Source organism: Vibrio sp. 1159, assembly GCF_033340395.1.
Lineage (GTDB): Bacteria > Pseudomonadota > Gammaproteobacteria > Enterobacterales > Vibrionaceae > Vibrio > Vibrio alginolyticus.
In genome coordinates this window covers 93225-118932 of the sequence record NZ_JAWOWL010000006.1, presented here as the reverse complement: position 1 = coordinate 118932, position 25708 = coordinate 93225, and the positions used below count along the sequence as shown (strand labels likewise).

Below are 25708 nucleotides of genomic sequence, written 5' to 3'. Positions count from 1 at the left end.
AGTGACGAAAAAAACAACACATCTTAGGTAAAAGATAAGAGTTGTTAAAATATATCGCTATAAGATTGACCTTTTGCTTTTCAATCGTCCTGCTTATGCCTTACAATCTTTTCGAACCAAATCCATTCATAACGAATGGGGTTGATGAATTAAGATGAACAATTTTGCTTCGAACCCAAAGTTGCGCACATTTCATCAACGATGACATCGCCAAAAATGACTCTCAAGTGTTCATGTGCAAATGATTAACCACCTTTTGTTGCATGTTTTCTTAGCCATACAGGGCTCTTGTAACATAGTGCTCTTGTAACCAAATTTTGACTAAGTCGGAGCGTTTTGCTGTGTGCTTTAGATAAAGCACAACTGGCGAGAAATTAACGGATTGAATTTAGAGGTATTAACCGTGAACCTAAAACTTGTCGGTAGCTCCCTGATCGTTGCAGGTACTGCTCTTGGCGCTGGTATGCTTGCTATACCAATGGTGCTTGCTCAATTTGGCCTCCTTTGGGGCACTCTTCTTATGTTGTTCATCTGGGCTGGAACGACTTATGCTGCGCTGCTCCTTCTTGAAGCCAGTTGCAAAGTAGGTGGTGGTGTGAGCATGAATGCAATTGCTCGCGAAACGCTTGGTAAAGGAGGCCAGTTGGTAACCAACAGCTTGCTTTACGCCCTGTTAGTTTGTCTATTAATGGCTTACATCATTGGTGCGGGTGATCTCGTACAAAAAGTAACAGCCTCAATTGGGCTTCCAACATCTACGATCTCAAGCCAAGTCGGTTTTACTCTTTTAGTTGGTATCATTGTTTCGGCAGGTACAGGGGTAGTAGATAAGCTGAATCGCGGTTTGTTCCTAGGCATGATCGTAGCGCTGATCCTGACACTTTTTGCGCTTGCACCAAGCGTCTCGTTTGAAGGACTTGATGAGGTTGTGAGCGACGATAAAATGGCACTTATCAAAACCAGTTCGGTGCTTTTCACCAGTTTCGGTTTTATGGTCGTGATCCCATCGCTTGTAACTTACAACAAAGAAGCGAGTAAAACACAACTGCGTAATATGATTATCGTGGGTTCAACTATTCCGCTTGTTTGTTACCTGTTATGGTTGTTAGCGGTTGTCGGCAACCTACCACCTCATGAGCTTGTTCAATACTCCAACGTAACAGAGTTGATCTCGGTACTAGGTCAGCAATACGAGGGCTTAGAGTTCATCCTATCCATGTTTACTGGTTTGGCACTGCTAACGTCGTTCTTAGGTGTTGCAATGGCGCTATACGATCAAAATGCAGACCTACTGAAAGCAAGTAAGCCAGTGATTTTTGTTACTACTTTTGTGCTACCACTATTAGGTGCTGTATTTGCGCCAGAACACTTCCTAGCTATTCTCAGCTACGCGGGGATTATTCTTGTGTTTCTCGCGGTCTTTGTCCCATTATCAATGACCATGAAAGTGCGCCGAGTGCCGGTAGAAGATGACAATATTTATGAAGCTGGTGGCGGCGCAATGGGAATGAGCATGATCTTCCTATTCGGCTGTTTCTTGCTGTTTGCCCAAGCAGTATAAAATCACGCTAGCTTATTTAAAAACTGAGCCGCTCGTATTCAAACGGGCGGCTTTTTTGTATTCATAGCCGAACCTAGGCCACTCAAAGTCATCAGCATTTGTGATGTTTGACGTTTCTCTGATAATCACGGTTAGTGCTGACTTTTTAGTAAAACTCCTTAGCGAAAGGCTGACATGTACAGTGATTCACCCTTCTATTATATCGATGTTGATATGAATAAGAGGCTCTGTTGTGTCAAAGCAATTATCTTTTGCCATGGTTGGCGTTATGTTGTCTTTAGGTGTGTTGAGTACAGAAGCGGTGGCTGACCCGAAGCATAAGCATGGACATCGGTACGATCACCATCATGCGCATCACCACCATCATAAACACAAGCGCAAGCACAAGCATAAACACAAACATCGTGACGTTATTTATGTGGAGACCCGACGACCAAGGCGCAGTTACTATTACCATGACCGAATTCCTCGGAATAGTACCTACATAAAGATTGGAGATTTCACTTATCTAAAAGTGGACGACCGCTATTATCGTCGTTCTAATGATCGCTATATCCATGTCGAGTTCAATTAAACTTGAAAGGACATATAGTCGGTGTTCTTGTAATGTTGAGCTTAATAGCAACAACATGGCACATGTAACATCGACCAATACTAGGGTAGAGGGTTAAAAACAAAAACAGCGAGCCGGTGCTCGCTGTTTTTGCTTAAATGAGTGTTAGACAGTAAATCTATTTAAGATTTGATCTTGTTTATGTACATCTTCTTGTTGCGCCTGCATCGCGTCGTTGGTTCGATTTGCCGATTCGGCGACTTGAGTCGATAGGTCTTTAATATTCACCGTATTGTTGTTGATCTCTTCAGCGACGAGGCTTTGCTCTTCCGCTGCTGAGGCAATTTGCAAGTTCATATCGGAAATACGCTGAATCGCATCACGAATGCGTTGTAACGCACTATTTGCTAAACCCGCTTTTTCAACGGCCTCTATAGCACTACCTTTGCTTTGATGCATGGCATTTGCCACAGATGAAGCGCCAGATTGTAGTTGCTCAATCATAGTACGAATCTCTGTTGTCGACTCTTGAGTACGTTGTGCCAGTGTACGTACTTCATCTGCAACAACGGCGAAGCCTCGGCCAGATTCTCCCGCACGTGCAGCCTCGATTGCGGCATTCAACGCGAGTAAGTTTGTTTGGTCCGCAATATCGTTGATGACTTTTAGAATCGTTTCGATATTGGCGGTAGCAGATTCCAACACTTGTACTTCTTCGACTGCAAGGTCAATGCTATCGGAAAGCATGTTTATCGTTTGTGTCGATTCACCAACGATAGAAGACCCCTCAACCGTTGCTTGGTCGGCTTCTTTGGCTGCACTTGCCGCACCTTGCGCATTATTAGCAACCTCTGTCGCGGTGACAGACATCTCATGCATCGCGGTAGCAAGTTGTTCTAGCTCTTGCAGCTGCGTGTGAATTGCGCCTGCCGAGTCTTTTGCGCCCTCAGCGGTGATTTGAGTTCCGTTTAAAATTTGATCAGAAATACGTTTCGACTCAATGATTTGCTGTTGTAAGTTCTCCATGAACGTATTGAAGTTTGTGGCAAGCTCAGAAAACTCTTGGTCAGTATCTGTTTCGAGGCGTTGTGTGAGGTCGCCTTTCCCTGATGCTACATCTTTAATCGCATTGTTTAGCGTGTCCAAAGGACGCATGAGAGTGCGAATCAACAGAGTTAGGGCGATAATAGATGCAATCACGGCAATGATTGAATAAATAATAGCGTTGTTACGGAGCTCTCCTACGGCAGAATAGGCAACAGCTTCATCGATCACCGAACCTACGTACCAGTTCTCGCCAGGAATGTGAGTCAGGTTAACCATGTAGCGGTTGCCATCAATCTCAACATGTTGTGCTGATTGCGTAAGTTCGATTTGTGGGAGGTAGCTACCGACTTTCTCACCGTTGTATTTACTTTGAGGGTGAGCAATGGTTGTGCCATCAGCGGTGACCAGAAATAAGTAACCAGCATCAAACAGATTCACTTGGTTGACCAGATCTGAAAGGGTAGTTAATTCGAGGTCATAAAACATACCGGCTAAAAACTGGCCATTTTCTTTTACTGGCGTACCAACAGAGATGATAACGTTTTTCGAAGACGCATCGACGTACGGATCGGTTACGACCAAATCGCCTTTGCTCTTAGCTGCAATAAACCAAGGACGCTGACGTGGGTCGTAGTCTGGACCCGCATCCCAGCCGTCGTCATTTTCAATCACAAAGCCATTACTTTCATAACCAAAACCGATGGCAAGGAAGCTGCTTTTTGGCGTCGGTCTTTCAAGTATGTTTTGAACATAGCTATGTGAACTGGGATCAAGCTCAATCACTTCAGTAATGGAGCGAGCGAGATCCTTCTTTGCATTCATTTCTGATTGCACAGTGTTACCAACACTGGTCAATATCTCGTTGACACTTGAGTCGATTTGCTCCTGAGTTTGGGAGCGGATGGTCATAACTTGTTGTGTCGACAATAACGACACGGTAATTAGCAGCAAAAATGAAGAGGCTGTGACAACCTTATGTCTGAATTTCATGAGCTTTCCTCTGATTCTCCCGGTTGGTTCCACTTTGCTTTCGCCTCTTTTAAACCGAGCGAATTGGGCATAAAGAGAAACCTATTGTGTTTGGTTATATTTTTATCGACATCTTTGTCAAAAACATGAACTCATTTGTCGCCTTTTTTAACTAAATTTAAACAAAACGATAGTTTACGTTAAAACTTGTGAGTGTGATCATGTTTGCGAGCTCGATTAATGAAATCGTCATAATGAAAAGAATTGCTTAACAAACAGTGGTATCAACTGGTTTTACAGGTGAGGTGATGAAAATTTTGTTGGTGCTGACAGGTGTTTTGTTTAAGTTTTGTCTTTGTAAATTATGAGCTTTTTACTAAAAGCCTAATGTGGACGGAGTTTTAGGTATAAAAAAGGCCCCGACGATGCGGAGCCTTTGTTAATTGACGTCTCGATTTTAGAAAATAAGATGAGCAACGCCAGCAATCACGGGTAACGTGATTAACGTACGTAAAATGAAGATTACGAAGAGCTCTACAATGTTTACTGGAATTTTGCTGCCTAACAGTAGGGCACCTACTTCCGACATGTAGATAAGCTGAGTTACTGACATTGCCGCAATAACAAAACGTGTCATTTCGTTATCGATTGAGGCCGCTAAAATTGCTGGAATAAACATATCTGCAAAGCCAACAACGATTGTCTGTGATGCTGCAACAGCTTCAGGGACTTGCAGTAGCTCTAGGTATGGGATAAACGGTTGACCCAGAATTGCAAATACAGGCGTGTATTCTGCAATCACCAATGCAACGGTACCAAGACCCATAACTACAGGTAGTACGCCAAATACCATGTCGACTGCGTTGTGTACGCCTTCTTTAAATACAGACTGAACTGATGTGACTTGACCAGCACGCTTAAGAGCTAGATCCATACCCCAAGAGAATGTGGTGTGGCCTTCTGGCACTGCATCTGCGTCTTTATCTGGGTTGCTGCCGTCAATGTAGCGATCTTTCTTCAGACTAAGCGGAGGCAGGCGAGGAATGATAATCGCAGCTACGATACCAGCTAGACAGATAGCGCCGTAGAAAGGCAAAAATAAGTGCTCTAGTTTTACCTGAGCGATAACAACTAAGCTAAACGTGATCGATACTGCTGAGAAAGTGGTCCCGACAACAGCCGCTTCACGCTGAGTATAAAACTTATTTTCGTATTGCTTGCTGGTTAGCAAGATACCAACACTTCCGTCGCCTAACCAAGATGCCATACAGTCAATTGCACTGCGGCCAGGTAGGTTGAATACCGGACGCATTATTTTACTGAGTAACGCACCAAATAGCTCCAGAAGACCGAAGTTCAAAAGAAGCGGAAGCAGTAAACCCGCGAAAATGAAAACGGCAAACAGAGTAGGTAGAAGACCAGTAAGAACAAGCCCGCCAGTGTTCTCTTCCCAAATTGCTTTTGGACCCACTTGGAAGAACGTCATTAACACGGCAGCGCCGCCGATTAAACGAACAACGAGCCAAAGTGGAGATGGGTTGAAGAGACCGTTTAAAAAACCATTACGTAAAATTGCAGCTGGCTTAAAAATTTTGCAAAGAACAGAAGCAACGGCCATGAAAGCGATGATACTGGTGACGATAGCAATCAAGGTATCGCCTAACACCGCTGGGATGACTTTTGCCATCACGGCAACGGGAATGGTTAGGCCACCATCGTAAGAGATCGGAGCCATAAAGAGTAGAAGACCAATTAGGGAAGGGATGAAAAACATCCAAAAGTTGCCCTTAGGAGCTTCAGTAGCATTAGTGGTGTTATGCATAGTTGTCTCGTGTTACTACTAGTCAATACTTGCCATTTCCATGACATAAATATTCACTAAACATCCGTATTTAATCACAGTTTTGCGGAGGGTACCCGCAAACTGCATCCATTGCAATACTATTCATTAAATACATCTAGTTATTCAGCCGATTTGTCGGGTAATTGGTCAAATAACGTCTAAGTGTATGCGAATATGTTGCTTGTGTTAGAAAATTGTAGCACGAGAGGCGAATTGCGCAGTGAATTATGGGGCGCATTGTGACTGGAATAATAAAATGGTAAACAAATGTGATTTTGATCTAACTAACTTCTTTGCCAGAAATTCAGTTAGCCTTATCTATTTTAAGGTTTTTAGTGATGTCAAAATACCGTTCAGCGTTTCTTGTACCGTGGTAGTGTGAACCTGTTGAGCTAAATCCGATTGAAGCATGTCACTTCAATCGGATCGAAATTTTATGCTTTTTGTTGACGGCTAAGTATGTATAGGTAACTCCAGTAAATCAGAGCTGTAGAAAAAGCCAATATTGCTGGGAAAACTAGCGTATATAAACCATATACCGTAAATAGAGCCGCTCCCGCGACGCCGCCAAACAAAAAGCCAAAGAAAATGAATAGGAATAATTTTGCTTTACGTCGGTCAAATTGACGACCTCTCAAGCTCTCTCCAATCATAATCCCTAGATCGGTGATGATTCCGGTCATATGTGTGGTTCTGACTACTGCGCCGCTAAACGTGGTGATCATTGCGTTTTGTAATCCACATGCTGCTGATGCTAGATATTGGCCGTACAAATCCCCTTGCACCAAAAAGCCCAAGCTGAGTAAGAGCAAGCTCCCTTCTATGCACAGTGCAACACCATATCTTCGCCCTAGTTTTAACGCACTGCTTTCAATAAAAAAGCCGCTAAAGGCAGCGCCAATCAAAAAGCTAAATACGATGAAGAGCAGGTGAATGGAGCTATCCACACCTGTTAGCAAGCTGTTCCCTAGCTGAGTTACGGTTCCCGAAAGATGAGTTATCGCTTGGTGTTGAAAGCCGAGAAGACCAACGGCGTTGACGCAGCCCGCGAGAAGAGCTAGTAGAAACGCGCCATATTCCACCCAACGAGGAAGTCTGGAAATCACAATAAACCCCAACCAAATATTAGGAGCCGATTATAACGCTCACACCGAGTTACGAAACCCTTTACAGTAAAACTCGATTGATCATTCTCAAAAAAATCTCACTTATAGGTCGTTTGTCCGAGCCAAAGTAAATACGTGAACGCGGATTGCTCGCTAGCAGATGTGTTCCGTTGTGCATTCGAAACTCACCCACCCGTGTTTCATTTGTTCATAGACTGAAACGGTAGGTTGGTGGAACTCTTTATCGGTAAATAGACCGACGGGAATGATCATGATTTCCGGGTATGCAGAAACGAACAACCTCATTGTCGTGCCGCAGGATGGACAAAAGTCATACTGAACCTCACTGCCATCATCGCCAATTCGGGTATAGCTAGTGACTTCACCGTTTAAAGTGACGTGCTCTTTTTCAAAGCGAGCTTGTACCCCAAAAACACTGCCAGTTCGTTTTTGGCATTCGAAGCAATGGCAGACAGACGTGTGGGTGGGCTCTCCCTTACAACGGATCTCAACTAAACCGCAGGCGCACTCGCATGTATGAATGGTTTTTGTCATCGTGATTACCTATTTGTCCCAATACACCAATAGACCTAGAGCACAGAGCTTGTGTCACTAGCTCGTTATGAGCTCTGGACTTGAAACTATTTGGATACAATCAGTTTAGTTTAATTTTGAAACACTTGAAGAGGTGAAATCATTTGGGTATACAATGGTATACTCGCTTTTCGTTTATACCTTGAAACAAGGAACTCTTCATGACTCACAAAAAAATCCTGCCGATACCACTTATTCTACTTATTCCAATCGTTTTATTGGTTGTGGTTGTGATCGCAGGTGTTTATCGTTTTAGTTTGTCTGATGACGAGATCATGGCTAAGTTTCCTCAAACAGAAGTAGAAACGAACGTTATTGTGCAAGAGACGCTTGGCATCACTGCACGTAACCCTTGGACGATCCAAGTACCCGAGCAGGGTGCGGTCACTTTTCTTGATGAGTGGGATAAAGAAAACGGCTATTTGATCGGTGACTATGATGCAGGTGCGACAAAAGGTCAGGTACTTGTTCCAACTGCGTCGATTAGTCAGCGTGAGATTGAAGGTGTTTCATGGGTTGTTGCACCGATGATTGTAACGACACAAGGTAGCGGTTCGTTTAACTATGTTGGCTTGTTCAAGTTTGACCCCGTGCCGAGCCGAGTTGTACTTTTAGACAGTATTTTTGTTGGTGACCGCGTGAAATTTACTCAGCTCGAATGGAAAAGTGATACAACTATCACTCTTTCATATTTAGCGCACGGTGACGATCAAGCAATGGCAGACACGCCAAATCAATTCAATTCATCCACATTACAGCGTGTAGGGAATAACTTACATATGCAACAGTGATGAATTTTTTTTGAGTTCTGTAAAAATTCAGTATTTTCTGCGCTAGATCTCGAAATTTCCTAGTGATTTCTTATTCGGGAATGCATAAGCTATGAGCCTTGTTTGAAAGGAGATAGTAATTCCCGTGTCTACAAATGAAATTACAAGACGGTTGCCGAATCTGACAAGTCGTAGAGCGCTGCTGTTATACTCCTTGCCAGTTTTAGTTGCGATTGGTGTTTCTCACTCTCTCAAAGAGTCATCTTTAACCAAAACCATCGCATTGAACCTACCTGAATCTCAGGTCGTTGAAAAAATTCTTGATGCGACAACTGCCGAAGTTGTCACTCCCCCGAACTTCGAATATCAAATCCAAGCAGGTGACAACCTAAGCACTATTTTTAGTCAGCTCGGTTTCGGTTACAGCTCGTTAATGAAAGTAATGGAAACGGATTTGAACTACTTGGCACTTGATACACTTAAGCCGGGCAATACGCTCCGTTTCTGGCGTGATGATGCGACAGGCGAGTTAGCGAAAATGGAACTGCAATTTTCTATTGCAGATAAAGTGGTCTACAAGCTGAATAGTGATGGTAGCTATGACTTTACTGATATTTCCATTCCTGGCGTGTGGAGCCAAGAACCTTTAGTTGGCGTTATTCAAGGCAGTTTTTCTTCTTCTGCGAGTCGTTTAGGTTTAACGTCGGCGGAAGTGAGTCAAGTCGTAAGCTTACTCAAAGAACAACTTAACTTTGGACGTGATCTTCGTGCAGGTGATCGATTTGAAGTTGTTCGCCGCTCACAAAGCATCAATGGTGTACCAACAGGTAAGAACGAAATTGAGGCGATTAAGATTTATAATCGCGGCCGCGAGATCACCGCTTACCTTCATACTGATGGTCAATTCTACAATGCCAAAGGTGAAAGCTTACAGCGCGCATTCCAGCGTTACCCTGTAAGTAGTCGTTGGCGTATCAGTTCTGGCTTCAACCCTAATCGTTTACATCCAGTAACGGGGCGTGTTGCGCCGCACAACGGCACTGACTTTGCTGTACCAACCGGTACACCAGTCGTTTCTACTGGTGATGGTACAGTGATCATGACTCGTAAACACCCCTATGCGGGTAACTACGTGGTTGTTGAGCACGGCAGCAAATACAAAACCCGTTACTTACACCTAAGTAAGATTTTGGTGAAGAAAGGGCAAAAGGTTTCTCGAGGCCAGCGTATCGGTCTTTCTGGTAAAACAGGTCGAGTGACTGGGCCACACCTTCACTATGAGTTGATTGAATACGGCCGTCCAGTTAACGCTATGCGAGCAAATATCCCAATGGCGAGTTCTGTTCCTAAGAAAGAGATGGCTACTTTTGTCGCGAACAGAGATGAAATGGATAGACTATTACGCGATAAAGAGAAAGCAGTGCTGTAATAAAGTACTTCGCTTAAAAAACAAAAAGAGACTAAGCATAGCTTGGTCTCTTTTACTTTGTACATTAACTAGATTTGAATTCTATGACAGCAGTCTGTTCATTACGTTAGGCACTCCGCACTTCATGTTCATTTATCAGGTGTACGATTTCTTCAACACTGTGTGGACGAGAGTAAAAATAACCTTGGATGTAGTGGCAGCCCATTTCAATTAACTTTTGTAGTGCTCTATCGTCTTCTACGCCTTCGGCCATCAAATCCACATCAAGCAGCTCTGCCAATTGCGCTATCAAAAACACTACTTGTTCAGAGGTTGTATTTGAGAGCATGTTCTGCACAAAGGTAGCATCGATTTTGATGCTATCAATCGGATAATTGTGTATATAGTTCAAGCTTGAGTATCCCGTACCAAAATCATCCAGTGCGACTTTAAAACCCAAGTATCGCAACGAGTTAAGTACCATCTGTTCACGGCCACTTTGTGAGAGTAAGACGGTCTCGGTGAGCTCTATAACAAAGTCTTTTGCTTCGTGCTGATACTTTTCAACCATGTTGGTTAAGTGATTAATATAACGGTTGGAATCAACCAGCTCATACGCTGAGCAATTGATGGAGAGTTTGACTTTATAGCCTAGGTTCGCTTCGAGTTCTTGCTTTGCGATACACGCGAGTTCAATAATCCGTTCACCTAACTCGATAATCAGGCCTGATTGTTCGGCAGCTTCAATGAACTCTGCTGGAGAGATATTTCCATAGATATTGCTATTCCAACGAGTCAAAATTTCAAAGTAATTCCAGCGGTCGCTCGTGATATCGACGATCGGTTGAACCACTACATACAACTCATCGCTGTCTTGTATATCAGTACTTAGCTGGATTCGCATTGCCTCAATAAGCTGCGTCCTACGGTGGTATAACGCACTAAGGTGTGTGTCGTAATGCTGAATCCGTGTATCGCGGTGTTTTTTACAATCTTTGAGAGCGAGACTGGCATTCAAAATCAGCTCATCGCTGTTCAACATATGTACTGGGGCACGTGCAATACCAATACTAACGGTGAAAGAAATCCGGTTAGATTTGTCGCTGTAGCCGCTTTCAATTTTGTCGAGTACTTCCTGACACACGGCGACAGGATCTTCGTCGTACGTGATGAAGGCGAATTCATCTCCTGCAACACGGAACGCATTGTTTGGCGACGACAAGCTCTGTTGAATGGCGTTAGCTGTGAACTTAATGATTTGGTCGCCGATATAGTTTCCGTTGATATCATTGATCGATTTGAAATTATCGATATCAAGATACGCCAAACTGAATGGGCGAGTCGCCTGCTGCGTTAATGTCTCCAAGGTATCTGCTAAACAGCTACGGTTGAGCAGTCCAGTTAGGTTATCATGCGATACCTCATAGCTAAGCTGATTAAGAAGCTTATCTGAACGTTCACTGACCCACTTTTCACGTAAGCTATGAATAATGACATTGGCATAAAATCGGTGGAAGTCGAGGATATCTTGCGCTTCTTTCGCGTGGATGCTTCGGGTAAAGGTAGACAGTAAAATTCCCAGAACTTCGCCATTTTGTGTCTTCAATGGCAGGCCAATGTAAGCTTGAATGCCATCTTCTTGAAACATCTGATCTTCAGGAAAACGCTTGTATACCTGGTCTTGATAGAAAATATGTTCGCCAATGTCTTTCGCCACTTTTTCACAGGGGGTGCCTGAAAGGTGGTAGCTTAGGTTGTCTGTAATTTTTCCATTGCTGGCGAAGGAAATGGTATGAGCCGAATGCTGAAGATGCGCAACTTCTACAACGCAAGTGCAATGGCTCTGCAAGTGTTGATGAATATCTAACGTGACTCGGTTTAGCTGAGCCGTGCCGTTTAGCTTCAATATCTCATCAATTTTGTGGAAACTGATTTGTACCTGACCCATCGAGCATTTCACCTAGCGTTGTTATTAACATATCGTGTAAGACACGACGAATTATTATTTGATATGCATCAAATAAACTATCGGTTACTAAGGCAGATTTTTCAAATTTTGTGAACGAACAAATCATTATTTTCATGTTTTTATGCTTGAACCTTTTAAAGGTATAGCGATAAAAACGCTAAGCTAGGCGCGCTTCTCCTCTTCTAATCGTGATTTGAGATAATCGAGGAACAGCTTAGTCCGGGTATGCTGATAATCCAGCTTTGGATAGTAGGCATATACAGTGGCTTTATCCGCTGTGATATCGGGCAGGATAGGGACTAACGCGCCGGATTTGAGATCATCTTTGATCATGACGTTGTTCGTCATCAAAATACCCATGCCTCTTTTGGCACCATGAAACAGCGCTTCTGGGTTGGTCGTGGCAAAGTTACCGGACAAGTTGATACGCTTACCTCGATTTGTTTTGATTTCTCGTGAGGGTTTTTCACCCCAAATCAGGACATTATGCTCTGTCAGATCCTCAACGCATTGTGGTGTGCCATATTTTTTTAGGTAACTAGGCGCGGCGTAAAACTGTGCTTTATGTTCGAAAAGTGCAGTGGCTTTGAAACTTAGCGAATTAAGTTGCTCTAATTCCCGGCTAATAAACAGGTCTAAGCTTAGCTCTGGCAATTGGCCTGGTAGCGTTGTTGTTAATTGAAGTGTGATGTCTGGATATTTCTCAAGAAAATCATCAAGATAATGAACTAGAAACTTGGAACCAACGGCCAGCGTTGCCCCAATTTTTAATAGCCCTGCTGGTGATTGATTGACTGAGCGAGTCTCATCTAATACCGATTGCCATGAATCAAGCTGACTTTTTGCTCGTTGATAAAACAGAGCACCAGCTTCAGTTTGGCTAATTGAGCGGGTCGTACGTTTGAGTAGTTGAACGCCAATTTTATCTTCTAGCCATTGAACTCGCTTACTGATAGCTGAGCTGGTGGTATTGAGTTTCCGCGCTGCTGCATTAAAGCTACCTTCTTCGACCACACGAATATAACTCTTCACGCTTTGAATCCAGTCCATTGTATCTCCTTGGGAATTAATTACTTTCCAACTTAGCTGATTATCATCTTTGAGTATCAAATATACACTGTTTGCCATCAATCTGTCACAAAGTAGGAGGAACGTTTGCGTAAAACACCATTGTTATTAGCGATGATGATCATTGCCACAGGCCAAGTTGGCGTTAGTATTTATCTTCCTTCTTTGCCATTGATTGGTCATGACTTGAATTTGCCGCAACATTCGATTCAGAATCTCGTCACGCTATTTCTCGTTGGCTTCGGTATCTCTCAGCTTTTTTACGGCCCATTGTCTGATGCGATTGGTCGTCGGCCGGTGTTTATTCTGGGGCAAAGTGTATATCTAGTTGGTACGGTTATTTGCATCGCGTTTTCGGACAACATTGTTGCCCTTGAAGCGGGACGGTTACTGCAAGGCCTAGGAGCGGGCAGCGCTTCGGTACTTGGTCGGTCAGTACTGCGTGATAGTTATGACGGTATGCAATTAACCAAAGCGCTATCTTATATTTCAGTCACGGCATCTGTGATGCCAATTATTGCTCCGCTGTTTGGTGGCTGGATCGCTTTTCACCTGAGTTGGCATGCTGTCTTCGTGTTTGTGCTGATTTATTTAATGGCAATTTTTACACTTGGTTTATTGGTGCTGCCAGAAACGCTGCCTTATCCGAAGAGAAAATTTAAAGTAGGCGAAGTAAGCGCGAACTATTTGCGTCTGTTAACGAATACACAAGTGATTGGTAGTGCGAGCTACAACTGGCTTAGTTATTTATCGGCTCTGGTTACGCTCTCCTTGTATCCATTTTTAATGCAACAAGAGTTAGGATTAACGGCGGCAGATTACGGCTCTTTGATGATCATACCATCAGTTGGTTTGCTGACGGGTAGCTTAGTGCTGAACTTGATCAATGCTCGTTACAAAGCTCAGCAAATCTTGCTGATGAGTTTCGCGATTGTTGCTGTTGCAGGCTTCATGTTGTTGGTTACCCCCTTCAGTGTATTTTCATTGCTGACGGCATTCACGTGTTTAAGTTTTGCTCAAGGAATGTCATTCCCGGTCTCGATCAGTTTGCTACTTTCACCACATAAGCAACAGGCAGGCGCGGTTTCTGCGCTATCTGGTTCTATTCAAATGTGTTTAGCAGGTTTGTTTGGTGGGTACTTAGTAGACTCATGGGTTACGAATCAGCAGCAGCTTGGGGTGTTTTATTTGTTTATTGCGTTACTTTCTTGCTTTGTTCTTGTACTAAGCCAATTTCGTAAAGTGCCAGAAGGGACGGTTCAAGCAGAAACTTCCATCTGAATATACTTGCAACCAGAAGGTCGGCTTTCTAAAATGCGCAGCTAAATTAAGTCTGGCCTGTTGTGTATACTGAATGACTTGGTTTGAAAGGAAGAGGGCGAACCTTGATACTCTCTCAAGCTTGGAATACATTTCTGCCCAATGGCTATCCGATCTCTAATCGTTAGGTGAAAGAATGCAACAAAACGAATTTGAAACACTGGTAAAAGAAATTACTCAGCAAGAAAGCATGCCAAAGGCACTTGAAATCTTGAAGGCGTGTGAGGAAGAAGAAGTTGCACAAGCGGCGCAATCCCTAACGGGTCAGTTTGGCCTTGCAGAAGTTGATGGTGAGAAACGTATTTACCATATTACCACTCAAGAAGACGAGTCCGGAGAAGAGCAAGAATACGTGGAGCACGTCATGAATGAAGGCGATCACTTGATCAAATTTGCTGCGTGGTTCTTTGAAACATTCTTTGAAATCAAACAGAAAGATACGTACGTCGCAGCGGGTAAAACATACCAGCAACCTAAGCGATAGACGCTCATTTCAAGAAATCCACGAAAATCAAACTGAAAGTTAATTACAAAATAAATGTGACTTGAGTCTTGTTTTTATCTAATTGTGGTGTAAAATTACAACATAGTTAAGTCAATACATTCAGGAGAAGGTCATGGGTAACGAACTTGGTGGTGCTTATATTGGCCAGATGATTGCAAAAGACGCGATGCACAAAGCGCTTTACGGTAAAGCGAAGAAGAAAAAAGCTTCTGTTTTTGCTCGTGTTATTAAAAAACTGGCGAAATAATTTAAAAAGCCCTGATTGAAAAATCAGGGCTTTTTGCTTTTCTCTGTTTTGTTGTTAGTAAGTAGCCAACATATTGCACAACATTGGCAAAACGCTACTCAAAGACTGATGACATTTAAATCTAGAATTACGCGGATTGGCTTGGTATCTCCACAACATTGTTAGGCACTTTATCTAGCCCCTTTGCTGATAACCACTTTTCTAAATCGTCAGCGCCTCCAATATATTTTCCATCTAACCAGATTTGCGGCACTGTTACCGGTGTTTTTTCGCCAATGATGGCTTTTACTTCAGGAATCATGCGGTATAAGGCGGCGCTGTCTTTAACTACATCATGGTACTCATACTGAACGCCAGCCTCGTCAAGTAATTGTTTGGTTTTGACACAGTAAGGGCAAGTTGCTTTACCATAAACAATGTTGCCTTTTAGCTCATCGCGTTTTACCCACTCAGCAATAACAGACTGTACAAGCACACCCCGATTCAATGCTTCTCCTTGGCTGATAACTTTCCCTTCGACAAGAAGAATGGGTGCATGCCAAGCCCCCGCTTTTAATGGTTCCCACCAGTGCGATAACCAATCTTTTACTTCAAGTTCAACGGGCACATCGGCTAGTTCGTTTTCAAAAGTATCCTTTAAAATATCCTTGGTTAATGTACATTCACCACAAGGAATATTGACTTTGAATGGGCCCCAACTACCAGCCCAGCGATACAGTGTAATTTTGATTGGTTGACTCATATGGGTTCCTCATTTCCTTTCCTGAAAATATAGAACTTTTAAATTAGATTTTTCTTTCAACTAACTTTGTCTTTTTCGCTTCCCAATGCGTAATAAACGCAATAGATGCAATAATAATCGCAGCACCTAACCATAAACGACCAGGTGGCACCCAACCAAACACCAACCAACCAGCAACAACATTCAAAGGCAGTTTGGCGTGATCAAATGGTTGCACAAATGAGGCGTCTGCTACTGCATATGCTTTAACGATAGCCCATTGAGCGAGTGCTGTAAGTGCACCTGCGGCTAAAAGCACACCCCATATCGTCCACGTATCTGGCATAGTAAACGTCGGTATCGCTAACAAGATATTAAATGGCGTTATCAGCAGTAACAAATAGACGACCATGGTTGAAGGCGGATCGTTTACCGACATTTTTTTAACCATTAATGAATACGCTGCCCAGAAAAATGCGGCGCCAACAGGTAGCAGGGTCGCCCATGTAAATGAGTCTGCCCAAGGCTCAAGAATGATCATGGCACCAACAAACCCCGTCAATGTAGCGAGCCAGCGTGCAGTACCTACTTTCTCTTTGAGTAACAAGCCAGAACCAACTGTGGCAAATAACGGAGAGGTCATGAGAAGTGCAATGCCTTGCCAAATTGGAACTGGGTAAGCGAGAGCCCATAACCAAAGTTGAATCCCGATAACAGAGAGAAAAATGCGGAATGCATGCCAGCCAAAGTGTTGGGTTCTTAAAGAACGTCTAATCCCAAGTGTACGTAGGTAGGGCAGAATAACAAATAAGGCGATTGCATATTGGAATAACGCAAATGTGGTGGAAGAGACACCAAAGTTGATGCTAGCAATTTGGGCGAAGCTGTTCACTATGGCGAATGCCAAGCCAGCTGTTAGCATCCAGGACGCACCTTGAACAGGATGATGATTCAATTGAAAAATTCCAGTTTGATAGAGGTGGCGGGATCATACGTCCTATTGTTTTTCGCGCCAATAAAAAAATGCCTCCCAGAGGGAGGCGACATTACCAATTCAAAGGACGTGCCTGTTATAACAGGTACAAAGAACGAGAAGCACAAACGCTGCCATGCATTTGCATAAATAATATTGCAGAACACGTGCCAACTTTTATACATTTGATTTTAAATGGTTTTTTGGTTTTTCTATGTTGTCGATTAGATGAAATGCACTAACTTAGTGATCAATCGCATTAAAAGAGGGCAGAAGTAGGCGTCGTTACGCTCGTTTTTCATTGCTGAGCGATGCTTGGATAGTGTGAAAACTTATCGAGTTGTGTTGGGTTAAATAAAAAATGGCCAGCAAAGGTGCTGGCCAAGTGGACTCGCTCTTAGGACAAGAGTGAATTAGAAATCGTAACGTACGCCTAGGCGCAGTGTATCTTCGCCTTCTGTTACTAGACCTGTTGTTGCATCTTTTGCTTCATCAAGTTGGTTGATGTAGTAAGAGAGGTAAGTACGGAAGTTGCTGTTTAGTTTGTAGTAACCAACAAGCTCGATACCTTCAACGGTGTCGTACTTTGAACCGTTGTCTGGATCATTCTCTTGAGCTGTGTATAGAGCTGCAAGTGTCACTTTACTTGCTACTTTGTAGCTTGCGACTAGCTCGTAAGCCGTAAAGTCTTCAGAGTCAGTCAGGGAACCTTGAGAATAAGTACCTGCTAGGTATAGGTTATCCATCGAGTAAGCGATACCACCTAGAATTTGATCTTCAGAGTTATCTTTATCTACATCGCCACCAGAGTATGCAAGACCAAAGTCGAGGCCCATTGGTAGTGAGTACATTCCAGAGATGCCGTATTTATCTTCGTTATCGCTAGAGTTTGCTTGGTAGGTTGCTTGAAGTTGTAGTGCATCAAACGCACCACGGTATGCGAAAACGCTGTCTTGCTTATCAGACGACGAATCAATAACTTGCTGAACACCAGAGAATTCTGTGATATCCGTCATGTCAGAGATGATAACTGCAGCCATGTCTTGACGACCTACAGAGAAAGCACCGATATCAGAGTCGACGCCTGCATACATGTAGCGGTTTTTGAATTCACTCTTGCCCGTTTTTTGTTCGGCTTCGTAAACACCGAAAGCAGAAAGGCCGTTGCCGATGTCTGTTTTACCTTTTAGGTTAAGACGAGCACGGCTTTTATCTTCCATAGAACCTTCAACTTCAGCACCGTCTGAACCGATGAAGTCACCACGAAACTCAACGCGGCCGCCAACCTTTAATTCAGTACCGTCGTTTTTGTATACAGTTGCTGCGAATGATGGTGCTGATACCAATGCTGTAAGAATTGCAGTAGTTAGTGCTGCCTTTTTCATTTTCTTATTACCCTAGTTGTAATCGATGGGCTTTCTTGCCCGATGTGTTGATGACGCTAAGGTAAAGGCTGAAAATGAAAGATAGATTTCTGTTAAGTTATGATTTGATTGCACTTTTATTGCTGGCGAGAATAAGTGCCCCTTCTCATACCACTTATAAAAAGAAAGGTTTATCTTTTTTGAGGTTTTTTCCTCTCCGTTGAAGACTGTGCTTTTTTCAAAAAGTTCCTGAATTGTTTCTTGACCCTAAATGTAAGTAAACATTTCAATTTGGCAGGGAAGTTTGGCCTAAAAATAGCGAATCATCAGCTATTTGTGAGCTAACTCTCTCTAAAGCATTTCTTATTGTAAGGTTTTTATTTCTCGATTTCTTAAAGACTAAGTAAACGATTGCTTTTTAGGTTTTGTCTGAGATCTTTTCACTCGGTTGTCAGGAACTAATCAAATAAAGTGTCGGCAGTTGTTACACAAAGGTAAAAGTAATCTGGTGGAAACGATGCCTCGGATAGCCTTTGTATTCCTCTCTTTGTTCATCATTTCGTTTTTGCGAAAGTGAACCAAAGCCGGGTCTAAAACTGACTAACCAACTAATAAGTAATGGATTTAGAAATGAATAAAAAATTATTAGCAGCGGCAATCGCGGCAGCAACCTTCGGTACTCAAGCAGTTGCAGTGGAACTATATAATAACGATGGCACAACATTTTCGATGGGCGGCCACGTTTCTGTTAATTTAAATGGATCAGAGCAAGGTGACACGGATGTGGGTACTAACTCTCCTCGTATCAATATCTCTGCGACACAGGATTTGGGTAATGGCTTCACCGCAGACGCACGTGGTGAATGGGCGCTAAACTACTTAGACGGTGGTGAAGAGTCGTTTAAAACTCGTCTAGGTTACTTAGGTATAACGCATGAGGTTTATGGTCGTGCAGTAGGTGGTACGCAATGGTCACCTTACTACGATGTCGCAGGTATTGCAGATATGCCAATCGCGTTTGCCAACGACTTCATCTATGACGATCATGGAAACCTTGGCACTGGCCGTGCGGATAAAATGCTTTCTTACCGTAATGCCATCGAGCTGGGTGAAGCGGGTGTGATCAACTTTGGTCTTGGTTGGCAGGGTGCAAACGATGATTACACGCGCAACGATGCTGGAGTTATAACTGGCGGTGCTAAATACGATGACCGTGTGCAAGCTGCGCTTTCTTACTCAATCATGGGCGCTAAAATCGGTTACTCTTACAATGGCGGCGATTTCCAGCACCCTGCATATGCAGGTAAGCACACGGCGGAATCACACGTTGTATCAGCATCTTACGGTGCGTACGGCCAAGGCCTATTCCTTGCTGCAGTTTATGGTTCAAACGAAAACATGAACTTCAGTGTAAAAGGTGACCGTTTAGAAGAAAGTGATGCGTACGAGGCGATCATCGCATACGCTCTGGCGAACAGCCTAAACTTGAGTGTTAACTATGAGATGGTGGAAGGTAAAGAGTTTAAGAACTCTAAAACAGAAACTGCTCGTGAAGAAATGGCACTACAAGCAGAATACAACTTCACGCCTAAATTTGTTGGTTACGCGGGTTACCAGTTTGACCTAAATGACGACAATGGTCGTGAAACTGATGACAAATGGGCGTTAGGTGCTCGTTACTACCTATAATAGGGTTTAGCGAGAACTATTATTCAAGCCCATTGATCTAAAGCCAGCCTCGTGCTGGCTTTTTTGTCTATTTGTTTTACAAATACTTTGCTGTTTCAATTAGATGATACAAAACTCAAAACGGGGTGAATGTCTTATTTTTTACACTAGAGGTTGCTATTTAGTGTCGTTAAGTCAATAGGTTAGATTATGATGGGATTTTTGTTTTGCAGGGAAGAATGATGAGTGTTATTCAAGTTGAAGAAAAGAAAGTAGAAGTGGGTAAAGTGCTTTGTGTTGGACGAAATTACGTTGAACATATTCATGAGCTTAATAATGCAATGCCTGAGCAAATGGTGGTATTTAATAAACCCGCAACTTCCGTATCAACAACTCTGCGTTCATTCCATCAAGAGCCCCTTCATTATGAGGCTGAAATCTGCTTTTTGATCAAGGATGGACGTTATTCAGCGGTTGGTTTGGGATTGGATCTGACCAAGCGTGGTTTGCAATCCTCGCTTAAAAATCAGGGGTTGCCGTGGGAGCGAGCTAAGGCATTTGATGGCTCTGCTGTGTTTAGTCGGTTTGTCTCTTTGGATAACATTGATATCAATGATCTTAACCTTGAGCTCTTAATCAACTGTGTTCGTGTACAAAAAGGTCACGTTAACCAAATGCTCTATCCGCCGCTAACTATCCTGGATGAATTAACCAGTTACACAACACTTCAAGATGGCGATGTAGTGATGACTGGTACACCAAAGGGCGTTGGTGAGGTACATGAAGGTGACATCTTCCTTGGTCGATTAAAGTGTGGCGATGTCACCTTGTTGGAGATTGAGTGGTTGGCGGATTAAAGCCAAATTCGTAGAACGAGAAATACCACCATACTGATAACCGTCGTTAAAAGAACATTTTTAGTAAAATACGCGATTAAAGCAGCCAGTACGGCAGCCAGTAAAAATGGGTTTTGCACATTGACGCTGAGCTCCCCATCGGGAAGGAAAACGATCGGTGCCCAGATCGCAGTCAGTACTGCGGGGCTAGCGTAATTGAGTACTTTTTGAGTGCGCGTCCCTAATCGCAATGGTAGCTTGGGTTCTAAAAACAAGTAGCGGCTGGTGAAAACAAGTACCGTCATCAGCAAAATAGCCAACATGATCATTAGCGTTTCTCCTTTACTTGTTCCACAAAGTAACCAGTAAGCATGGCTAAAATGCTCGAAATCATCAAACTTCCCTCAATTTGATAATAGGTTAGGGCAACTGAGCTCACCAAAGCCACAATAACACTCGCGAGCACCGCTGCATTTTTAATGGTGGGTACTACTATCGCGATAAAAGTAGCGGCTACAGCAAATTCCAAACCCATTTCGTTCAGTTCAGGGATTAGACTTCCCGCAATAATGCCCGTCAATGTCGCGACATTCCAAAACAGGTAAAAACTCAGTCCAGCCCCAAGTGCATACCAGCGATTAAATTGTTTATCGGAATGGTGGCCTACAATCGCAAACAGCTCGTCAGTAAGTAAGAAGCCGAGTGATAATCGCCATTGTAGAGGGAGCGGTGCAATTTTACTGCGCATCGATACACTGTAGAGGAAGTGTCGAGAGGTGATAAAAAACGTTGTCAGTAACATGGTCACTAGACCTGCTCCCGTTTTAATCATTCCCATCGCGACGAGCTGTGCAGAACCTGCGAACAAAATGGCGGATAGTGCTTGTCCTTCCAAAGGGTGAAGCCCAGTATCAATTGCGAATGAGCCTGCGAGTAAGCCCCAAGGGAGCACTGCGATACTCAGAGGCATCATCGCAAGTGTACCTTGCCAAAATAGCGTGGCTTTTGATTCTTTTTGTAACGGCAAAGTGTGGTCCATAGTTTCTTCTTATTTATTCCTAAATCAGATTACCAAGATAGCTCGGTAGTCGCATAACGCCTTGTACAATATTGCTGCTTTAGCTGTGACGGACGTATTGGCCGGGAGTGACGCCCATGGCTTTTTTAAAGTGTCGATGCAGATGGCTCTGATCATGGAAGCCACATTCTTGTGCCACGTCTGAAATTTTTTGTCCCATTTTTAGTAGCTTCTTCGCCATACGTAAACGTTGCTGAATTTGATAGGCATGAGGCGGAAAGCCAAATTGCTTTTGAAACTCTCTCAGCAGATGAAAAGGGCTTAATCCAGACAGTTTCGCGAGTTCTTCTAGTGAGACGTCCATTTGTGGAAAGTCTTCCAAAAATTCTCTGACGAGCTGCACTTGTCGCTGAGCTCTGGTTGACTCTTTCAGTGGTGCCCGATGAGTGCTGTGTTTACTGGCTAGCTTGATCAACGTGCCGTAAACCAAAGTTTCTCTCAATAAACGGTTGTCTGATTTTTCTAGTGTTTCAAATACCAGTCGTAACTGACTAGCCAGCTCAGGATCGTAAACCACAGGTTGAGGGAAATAGGGCAGAGCTACATTTGGTGAGCCAAGCTCTTGTCCTAAAGTTTGAAACTGCTGAGGTACGGGGTACATTGCTTTGTATTCCCAGCCGCCTTCCGAGGCTGAATGCCCGTTGTGTACTTCATCTGCATTAACAAGGATGATGCTGTCCTGTGGCGCGATATGATTCCCGCCCGTCCTAAAAAATTGTTGTGCCCCTTTTTCGATGACACCAATAGTGTAACCTTCGTGGCTATGGCGTGAAAAATTCTGCTTCTCATACTTTGCATCGAGAAGTTCTAAACCGCCGAGCTCTTGAGCTATCTTGAAGGTAGCGATTTCCTTATTCTTTTCTTTCATCTTTATCCGGTCTGCTCAAGAAAATCATTTTAGAAGTGTAACGGATCCATCGTGCTTATTTTTGTACAAAATTGCTATTCGATTTTGATAAACAGGCGAATTGATTGCAATTTTTCAGCTGGGCAAACTATGATTTTTATTTTTTGAATTATCTTGGCTATTTTGGGCTGGATGATGTCATTTTGTTGGTATAACATTCGCCGCCTTGTTGTAGAAAAGCGGTTCCATCATGATTGATTTATCTGTACTTCCTGTTTATCTCACCGCAGTAGTGGCTTTGTTACTGTTACCAGGGCCCGATATGTTGCTGATAGCGAGCTCTAGTATGAGTTACGGTAAGAAGGTCGGTCTTTTTGCTAGCTTAGGCAATGCGACGTCTGGTGTTATTCTTACTTTGCTTGCTGCGATGGGCGTATCTACCCTGATTGCCATGAGCCCAATAGCCCTTAAAGTCCTTCATCTACTAGGTGGCGCTTACTTGTTAAAAATGGGTTGGGACTGCTTACGAGCTGAGGCATCTTCGGCTCCAGAGCTTGATGGTCAAAACAAAATAGCATCAACTTATTATCAACGTGCTTTGATGAGTAATTTGCTCAACCCTAAAGCCTTGGTCTTTTTTGTGATGTTTTTGCCGCAGTTTGTCTCAAGCAATATCACGGCATCTTCCGGTGAGCAGATGCTAGCGCTAGGGTTATTGTTGAACGTTCTTGGCTTGTCATTCAATTTATTACTTGTTGGGTTAGCAGGCACATTGGGCAAAGGGCTGCTCGAGAACGAAAAATTCCGCACGTATCAGCATAAACTAATGGGGTTAGTGTTTGTTATTCTGGCGTTGTGGATGCTGAGTAGTTTCGCCTTGTAAAGTTATCATATTCCATCAGAAAGCCAGCAATTGCTGGCTTTTTGTTTTAGGATATTGGTGTTTCCTAAGGAGAGGATATATGAAGCTTGAATTTTGTTTAAATCCAGATCAAACAGACCTTGATTTTGTTCGTGAAGGTATTCGATCTTATAACCGACTGCATTTACCTGAAGGGGAAGTGCATGCTGTAGGCTGTTTCGCAAAAGATGAGAATGGCAAGATCATGGGTGGCTTGACTGGCGAAATGTTTAAAAATACGGTGTTTGTTGAGTTTTTGTGGGTAGACGCTGAAAGTCGAACCTCTGGTCTCGGTAGCCAATTAATGTCGATGCTAGAACAAAAAGTAAAGCCTCATGGGGTTACCCATGTTTATTTGGATACCTACAGCTTTCAAGCTCTTGAGTTCTATCTCAAATTGGGTTTTGAGAAAGTGGGGCAGTACTCAGGCTATCCTGCAGAGGGCATCCACAAGTACTTTCTACAAAAGGAAATTGTAGGCTAGGGAAAGCACGGGTTAGCTTGACTTGTTCTAGTGAAAATCAAAAAAGAGGCGCGAATTTGCGCCTCTTGTTGTATCAAATATCTATGTTTCTCTTTGACTTACAAACTTTGCTGGTGCGCGTCGATAAGTTCGTTCATCTTCGCTTCTGCTGCTTGCTGTGCTTGTTCATAGCTCATATCCGCAGGGAAGAGGTTGATGACTTCGTAGTAACATTTTAGTTTTGGCTCAGTACCAGAAGGACGAACAATCACGCGTGATTGATCTTCTAGGTGATAAATCAATACGTCACTTGCTGGTAAGTCAATGGATTCTTCAGAGCCGTCGTCAAACATGCGAACCGATGTTTTAAGATCTTCGGTTACTGCAACTTTTTTACCAGCAATCTCTGTTGGTGGATTGGCTCGGAGTTTGTCGCCGATTGGTGGAGAGTTCGGGTCGAGAGCGATGCTGCGTTGTGCGTTGAAGTAGAAACCGTGCTCGCGGTACAGCTCTTCCAGTTTATCCCACAGTGTTTTGCCTTGCGCTTTAAGCTTGCCTGTTAGCTGTGAAAACGCGACGATTGCAGATAAACCATCTTTATCCCACACCTTGTTACCCACGGTATAACCGAGCGCTTCCTCATAAGCAAACAAGAATGGGTTGGTTTCTGTCTCTTGTTCCATGGCAACGTTAGTAAGCCATTTAAAGCCAGTTAATGTTTGATAGTATTGTGCGCCATGTGCCTTAGCGATGCTGCTCAGCATTCTTGAGGATACGATGGTGTTGCCAACCAAAGCGTTAGGTTGCTGTTCCAGCAAGTAATCGCCAAACAGTGAACCCACTTGGTCGCCGGTTAACATCTGATACTCGCCATCTGGGCGTTTAACTGCCACGGCAAAACGGTCTGCATCTGGATCGTTCGCGCAAGCGATATCGGCATCTACGGACTTACCTAATGCCATCACCATGTCCATTGCACCGGCTTCTTCAGGGTTTGGGAAGTTGACGGTTGGGAAGCTTCCATCAGGTTCGCGCTGTTCCTTAACACTTGCCACTTTTTGGAAGCCTGCGTCGGCAAGTAGCGTTTCCGCCATATTCGCGCCAACGCCATGCATCGCAGTGTAAGCGATAGAAATATCGGTGTTGTTGTCAGGAGTAAGCAGCGCGTTTTCATTCATTGTCTTACGGTAAGTTTGGTAGTAGTCGTCTTCCAACCAAACTAACAAACCGTGCTGTTTTGCATCATCGAGAGACATTAAAGGTAATGGCTTCGTTGTTGCGTCATCAATTTTCGCTGCGATTCCAGAGTCGTGTGGAGGAATAATCTGTGCGCCATTTTCCCAATATACTTTGAAGCCATTGTATTCTGGTGGATTGTGGCTGGCAGTAACAACAACAGCGGCCGCAGCATTCAATGTACGGACACCAAACGCAACAATTGGGGTTGCTGCAACGTCATACGTTAGGTAAACCTTGATACCAAGGGCCGTCAGTACGGATGCGGTATCATGCGCGAATTGTTTTGAATCGGGACGACCGTCGTAGCCAATAACGACACCACGACTCGCGGCATCTTTGACTTGCTCAAGCAAATAGTGCCCTAAACCAGTGGCGGTCTCTTGAATCACCAAGCGGTTCATTCGGTTTGGACCTGCGCCCACTTTGCCACGTAAGCCTGCAGTACCAAAGGCAAGGCGTGAGCCAAAGCGATCAGTAAGTTCTTGTTCATTGTTCGTATCGACTAGGTGTTGTAGCTCTTCACGAGTCTTAGGATCAGGGTCTCGTTCTAGCCATTGCGTAATTAGTGCTGTCATATCAGTCATTCCTTAGTAGGGGGAGCCTACTTTCTTGGACACTTCGTTTGGTAAGTATCTCAATGTTTTCTTTTAAATCAATG

The 25708-nt window shown here is 43.5% G+C and carries 24 protein-coding genes; 11 read left to right on the top strand and 13 right to left on the bottom strand.

Annotated features, from left to right (window positions below):
* Positions 1–403: 403 nt before the first annotated feature.
* Both R7127_RS07310 and R7127_RS07305 read left to right on the top strand, forming a co-directional pair.
* Positions 404–1561, top strand: a complete 1158-nt coding sequence (locus R7127_RS07310) for an amino acid permease (RefSeq protein ID WP_005375474.1) — start codon at positions 404–406, stop codon at positions 1559–1561.
* 232 nt (positions 1562–1793) lie between these two features.
* Positions 1794–2135 (top strand): hypothetical protein, encoded by a 342-nt coding sequence (locus R7127_RS07305; protein WP_080276968.1) that lies wholly within the window; start codon positions 1794–1796, stop codon positions 2133–2135.
* Positions 2136–2279: 144 nt separating this feature from the next.
* Here R7127_RS07305 and R7127_RS07300 read toward each other — a convergent pair whose 3' ends face one another.
* The 4 genes from R7127_RS07300 to R7127_RS07285 form a co-directional block, all read right to left on the bottom strand.
* Positions 2280–4151, bottom strand: a complete 1872-nt coding sequence (locus R7127_RS07300) for a methyl-accepting chemotaxis protein (RefSeq protein WP_017821611.1) — start codon at positions 4149–4151, stop codon at positions 2280–2282.
* 436 nt (positions 4152–4587) lie between these two features.
* Positions 4588–5952 carry a YjiH family protein gene (locus R7127_RS07295; protein WP_017635848.1) on the bottom strand — a complete coding sequence of 455 codons (1365 nt, stop codon included), beginning with the start codon at positions 5950–5952 and terminating at the stop codon, positions 4588–4590.
* A gap of 455 nt (positions 5953–6407) precedes the next feature.
* Positions 6408–7079, bottom strand: coding sequence for a YoaK family protein (locus R7127_RS07290; protein WP_005375484.1), 672 nt, complete (start codon positions 7077–7079; stop codon positions 6408–6410).
* A 153-nt stretch (positions 7080–7232) separates the two neighbouring features.
* Positions 7233–7634 carry a GFA family protein gene (locus R7127_RS07285; RefSeq protein ID WP_017635849.1) on the bottom strand — a complete coding sequence of 134 codons (402 nt, stop codon included), beginning with the start codon at positions 7632–7634 and terminating at the stop codon, positions 7233–7235.
* Between the two features lie 200 nt (positions 7635–7834).
* Here R7127_RS07285 and R7127_RS07280 point away from each other — a divergent pair, with 200 nt between their 5' ends.
* Both R7127_RS07280 and R7127_RS07275 read left to right on the top strand, forming a co-directional pair.
* Positions 7835–8464: a hypothetical protein gene (locus R7127_RS07280; RefSeq protein WP_017635850.1), complete on the top strand. Its 630-nt coding sequence runs from the start codon at positions 7835–7837 to the stop codon at positions 8462–8464.
* Between the two features lie 124 nt (positions 8465–8588).
* Positions 8589–9872: a peptidoglycan DD-metalloendopeptidase family protein gene (locus R7127_RS07275; RefSeq protein WP_025768471.1), complete on the top strand. Its 1284-nt coding sequence runs from the start codon at positions 8589–8591 to the stop codon at positions 9870–9872.
* 106 nt (positions 9873–9978) lie between these two features.
* Here R7127_RS07275 and R7127_RS07270 read toward each other — a convergent pair whose 3' ends face one another.
* Together R7127_RS07270 and R7127_RS07265 are read right to left on the bottom strand one after the other, a co-directional pair.
* On the bottom strand, positions 9979–11799 hold the full coding sequence (locus R7127_RS07270; protein ID WP_318148308.1) for a putative bifunctional diguanylate cyclase/phosphodiesterase: 1821 nt from the start codon (positions 11797–11799) through the stop codon (positions 9979–9981).
* A 183-nt stretch (positions 11800–11982) separates the two neighbouring features.
* Complete coding sequence (locus R7127_RS07265; RefSeq protein ID WP_053350492.1) at positions 11983–12870, bottom strand: LysR family transcriptional regulator; 888 nt, start codon at positions 12868–12870, stop codon at positions 11983–11985.
* Positions 12871–12975: 105 nt separating this feature from the next.
* Between R7127_RS07265 and R7127_RS07260 the strand changes: the two genes are divergently transcribed.
* From R7127_RS07260 to R7127_RS07250, 3 genes are all read left to right on the top strand, one after another.
* Complete coding sequence (locus R7127_RS07260; RefSeq protein WP_017821607.1) at positions 12976–14169, top strand: multidrug effflux MFS transporter; 1194 nt, start codon at positions 12976–12978, stop codon at positions 14167–14169.
* Positions 14170–14344: 175 nt separating this feature from the next.
* Complete coding sequence (locus tag R7127_RS07255) at positions 14345–14692, top strand: hypothetical protein (RefSeq protein WP_005375501.1); 348 nt, start codon at positions 14345–14347, stop codon at positions 14690–14692.
* A 133-nt stretch (positions 14693–14825) separates the two neighbouring features.
* Positions 14826–14960, top strand: coding sequence for a hypothetical protein (locus R7127_RS07250; RefSeq protein WP_017635854.1), 135 nt, complete (start codon positions 14826–14828; stop codon positions 14958–14960).
* Between the two features lie 127 nt (positions 14961–15087).
* Here R7127_RS07250 and R7127_RS07245 read toward each other — a convergent pair whose 3' ends face one another.
* From R7127_RS07245 to R7127_RS07235, 3 genes are all read right to left on the bottom strand, one after another.
* Entirely contained in the window at positions 15088–15702 is a 615-nt protein-coding gene (locus tag R7127_RS07245) for a glutaredoxin domain-containing protein (RefSeq protein WP_005375543.1), read from the bottom strand.
* Positions 15703–15745: 43 nt separating this feature from the next.
* Complete coding sequence (locus R7127_RS07240) at positions 15746–16603, bottom strand: DMT family transporter (RefSeq protein ID WP_005375542.1); 858 nt, start codon at positions 16601–16603, stop codon at positions 15746–15748.
* 464 nt (positions 16604–17067) lie between these two features.
* Complete coding sequence (locus R7127_RS07235; protein WP_005375535.1) at positions 17068–18039, bottom strand: porin; 972 nt, start codon at positions 18037–18039, stop codon at positions 17068–17070.
* A 609-nt stretch (positions 18040–18648) separates the two neighbouring features.
* Between R7127_RS07235 and R7127_RS07230 the strand changes: the two genes are divergently transcribed.
* Both R7127_RS07230 and R7127_RS07225 read left to right on the top strand, forming a co-directional pair.
* A complete protein-coding gene (locus tag R7127_RS07230; protein WP_062730933.1) occupies positions 18649–19707 on the top strand; it encodes a porin in 1059 nt (352 codons plus the stop codon).
* Between the two features lie 221 nt (positions 19708–19928).
* Complete coding sequence (locus R7127_RS07225; protein WP_017635857.1) at positions 19929–20543, top strand: fumarylacetoacetate hydrolase family protein; 615 nt, start codon at positions 19929–19931, stop codon at positions 20541–20543.
* Here the strand turns inward: R7127_RS07225 and R7127_RS07220 are convergent.
* The 3 genes from R7127_RS07220 to R7127_RS07210 all read right to left on the bottom strand — a co-directional run bounded on the left by R7127_RS07220 (position 20540) and on the right by R7127_RS07210 (position 22468).
* Positions 20540–20851: an AzlD domain-containing protein gene (locus tag R7127_RS07220; protein WP_062730934.1), complete on the bottom strand. Its 312-nt coding sequence runs from the start codon at positions 20849–20851 to the stop codon at positions 20540–20542. The genes R7127_RS07225 and R7127_RS07220 overlap by 4 nt on opposite strands.
* Positions 20851–21561, bottom strand: a complete 711-nt coding sequence (locus R7127_RS07215) for an AzlC family ABC transporter permease (RefSeq protein WP_062730935.1) — start codon at positions 21559–21561, stop codon at positions 20851–20853. Before R7127_RS07215 ends, R7127_RS07220 begins: the two co-directional genes overlap by 1 nt.
* A 79-nt stretch (positions 21562–21640) precedes the next feature.
* The gene (locus tag R7127_RS07210) at positions 21641–22468 is read right to left on the bottom strand and encodes an AraC family transcriptional regulator (protein ID WP_062730936.1); all 828 of its coding nucleotides are present in this window, start codon (positions 22466–22468) and stop codon (positions 21641–21643) included.
* 229 nt (positions 22469–22697) lie between these two features.
* Between R7127_RS07210 and R7127_RS07205 the strand changes: the two genes are divergently transcribed.
* Together R7127_RS07205 and R7127_RS07200 are read left to right on the top strand one after the other, a co-directional pair.
* A complete protein-coding gene (locus R7127_RS07205; protein ID WP_017635859.1) occupies positions 22698–23330 on the top strand; it encodes a LysE family translocator in 633 nt (210 codons plus the stop codon).
* Positions 23331–23409: 79 nt separating this feature from the next.
* Entirely contained in the window at positions 23410–23832 is a 423-nt protein-coding gene (locus R7127_RS07200; RefSeq protein WP_005375519.1) for a GNAT family N-acetyltransferase, read from the top strand.
* Between the two features lie 98 nt (positions 23833–23930).
* Here R7127_RS07200 and R7127_RS07195 read toward each other — a convergent pair whose 3' ends face one another.
* Complete coding sequence (locus tag R7127_RS07195) at positions 23931–25625, bottom strand: phospho-sugar mutase (RefSeq protein ID WP_017821603.1); 1695 nt, start codon at positions 25623–25625, stop codon at positions 23931–23933.
* Positions 25626–25708: the final 83 nt, after the last annotated feature.

Bases quoted from the DNA above. Each gene is read 5' to 3' on its own strand.
- R7127_RS07250 (WP_017635854.1), top strand. From the start codon at position 14,826: ATGGGTAACGAACTTGGTGGTGCTTATATTGGCCAGATGATTGCAAAA.
- R7127_RS07240 (WP_005375542.1), bottom strand. From the start codon at position 16,603: ATGCTAACAGCTGGCTTGGCATTCGCCATAGTGAACAGCTTCGCCCAA.
- R7127_RS07295 (WP_017635848.1), bottom strand. From the start codon at position 5,952: ATGCATAACACCACTAATGCTACTGAAGCTCCTAAGGGCAACTTTTGG.
- R7127_RS07210 (WP_062730936.1), bottom strand. From the start codon at position 22,468: ATGAAAGAAAAGAATAAGGAAATCGCTACCTTCAAGATAGCTCAAGAG.
- R7127_RS07205 (WP_017635859.1), top strand. From the start codon at position 22,698: ATGATTGATTTATCTGTACTTCCTGTTTATCTCACCGCAGTAGTGGCT.
- R7127_RS07280 (WP_017635850.1), top strand. From the start codon at position 7,835: ATGACTCACAAAAAAATCCTGCCGATACCACTTATTCTACTTATTCCA.
- R7127_RS07225 (WP_017635857.1), top strand. From the start codon at position 19,929: ATGAGTGTTATTCAAGTTGAAGAAAAGAAAGTAGAAGTGGGTAAAGTG.
- R7127_RS07270 (WP_318148308.1), bottom strand. From the start codon at position 11,799: ATGGGTCAGGTACAAATCAGTTTCCACAAAATTGATGAGATATTGAAG.
- R7127_RS07255 (WP_005375501.1), top strand. From the start codon at position 14,345: ATGCAACAAAACGAATTTGAAACACTGGTAAAAGAAATTACTCAGCAA.
- R7127_RS07285 (WP_017635849.1), bottom strand. From the start codon at position 7,634: ATGACAAAAACCATTCATACATGCGAGTGCGCCTGCGGTTTAGTTGAG.
- R7127_RS07245 (WP_005375543.1), bottom strand. From the start codon at position 15,702: ATGAGTCAACCAATCAAAATTACACTGTATCGCTGGGCTGGTAGTTGG.
- R7127_RS07195 (WP_017821603.1), bottom strand. From the start codon at position 25,625: ATGACAGCACTAATTACGCAATGGCTAGAACGAGACCCTGATCCTAAG.
- R7127_RS07265 (WP_053350492.1), bottom strand. From the start codon at position 12,870: ATGGACTGGATTCAAAGCGTGAAGAGTTATATTCGTGTGGTCGAAGAA.
- R7127_RS07215 (WP_062730935.1), bottom strand. From the start codon at position 21,561: ATGGACCACACTTTGCCGTTACAAAAAGAATCAAAAGCCACGCTATTT.
- R7127_RS07220 (WP_062730934.1), bottom strand. From the start codon at position 20,851: ATGATCATGTTGGCTATTTTGCTGATGACGGTACTTGTTTTCACCAGC.
- R7127_RS07200 (WP_005375519.1), top strand. From the start codon at position 23,410: ATGAAGCTTGAATTTTGTTTAAATCCAGATCAAACAGACCTTGATTTT.
- R7127_RS07300 (WP_017821611.1), bottom strand. From the start codon at position 4,151: ATGAAATTCAGACATAAGGTTGTCACAGCCTCTTCATTTTTGCTGCTA.
- R7127_RS07235 (WP_005375535.1), bottom strand. From the start codon at position 18,039: ATGAAAAAGGCAGCACTAACTACTGCAATTCTTACAGCATTGGTATCA.
- R7127_RS07230 (WP_062730933.1), top strand. From the start codon at position 18,649: ATGAATAAAAAATTATTAGCAGCGGCAATCGCGGCAGCAACCTTCGGT.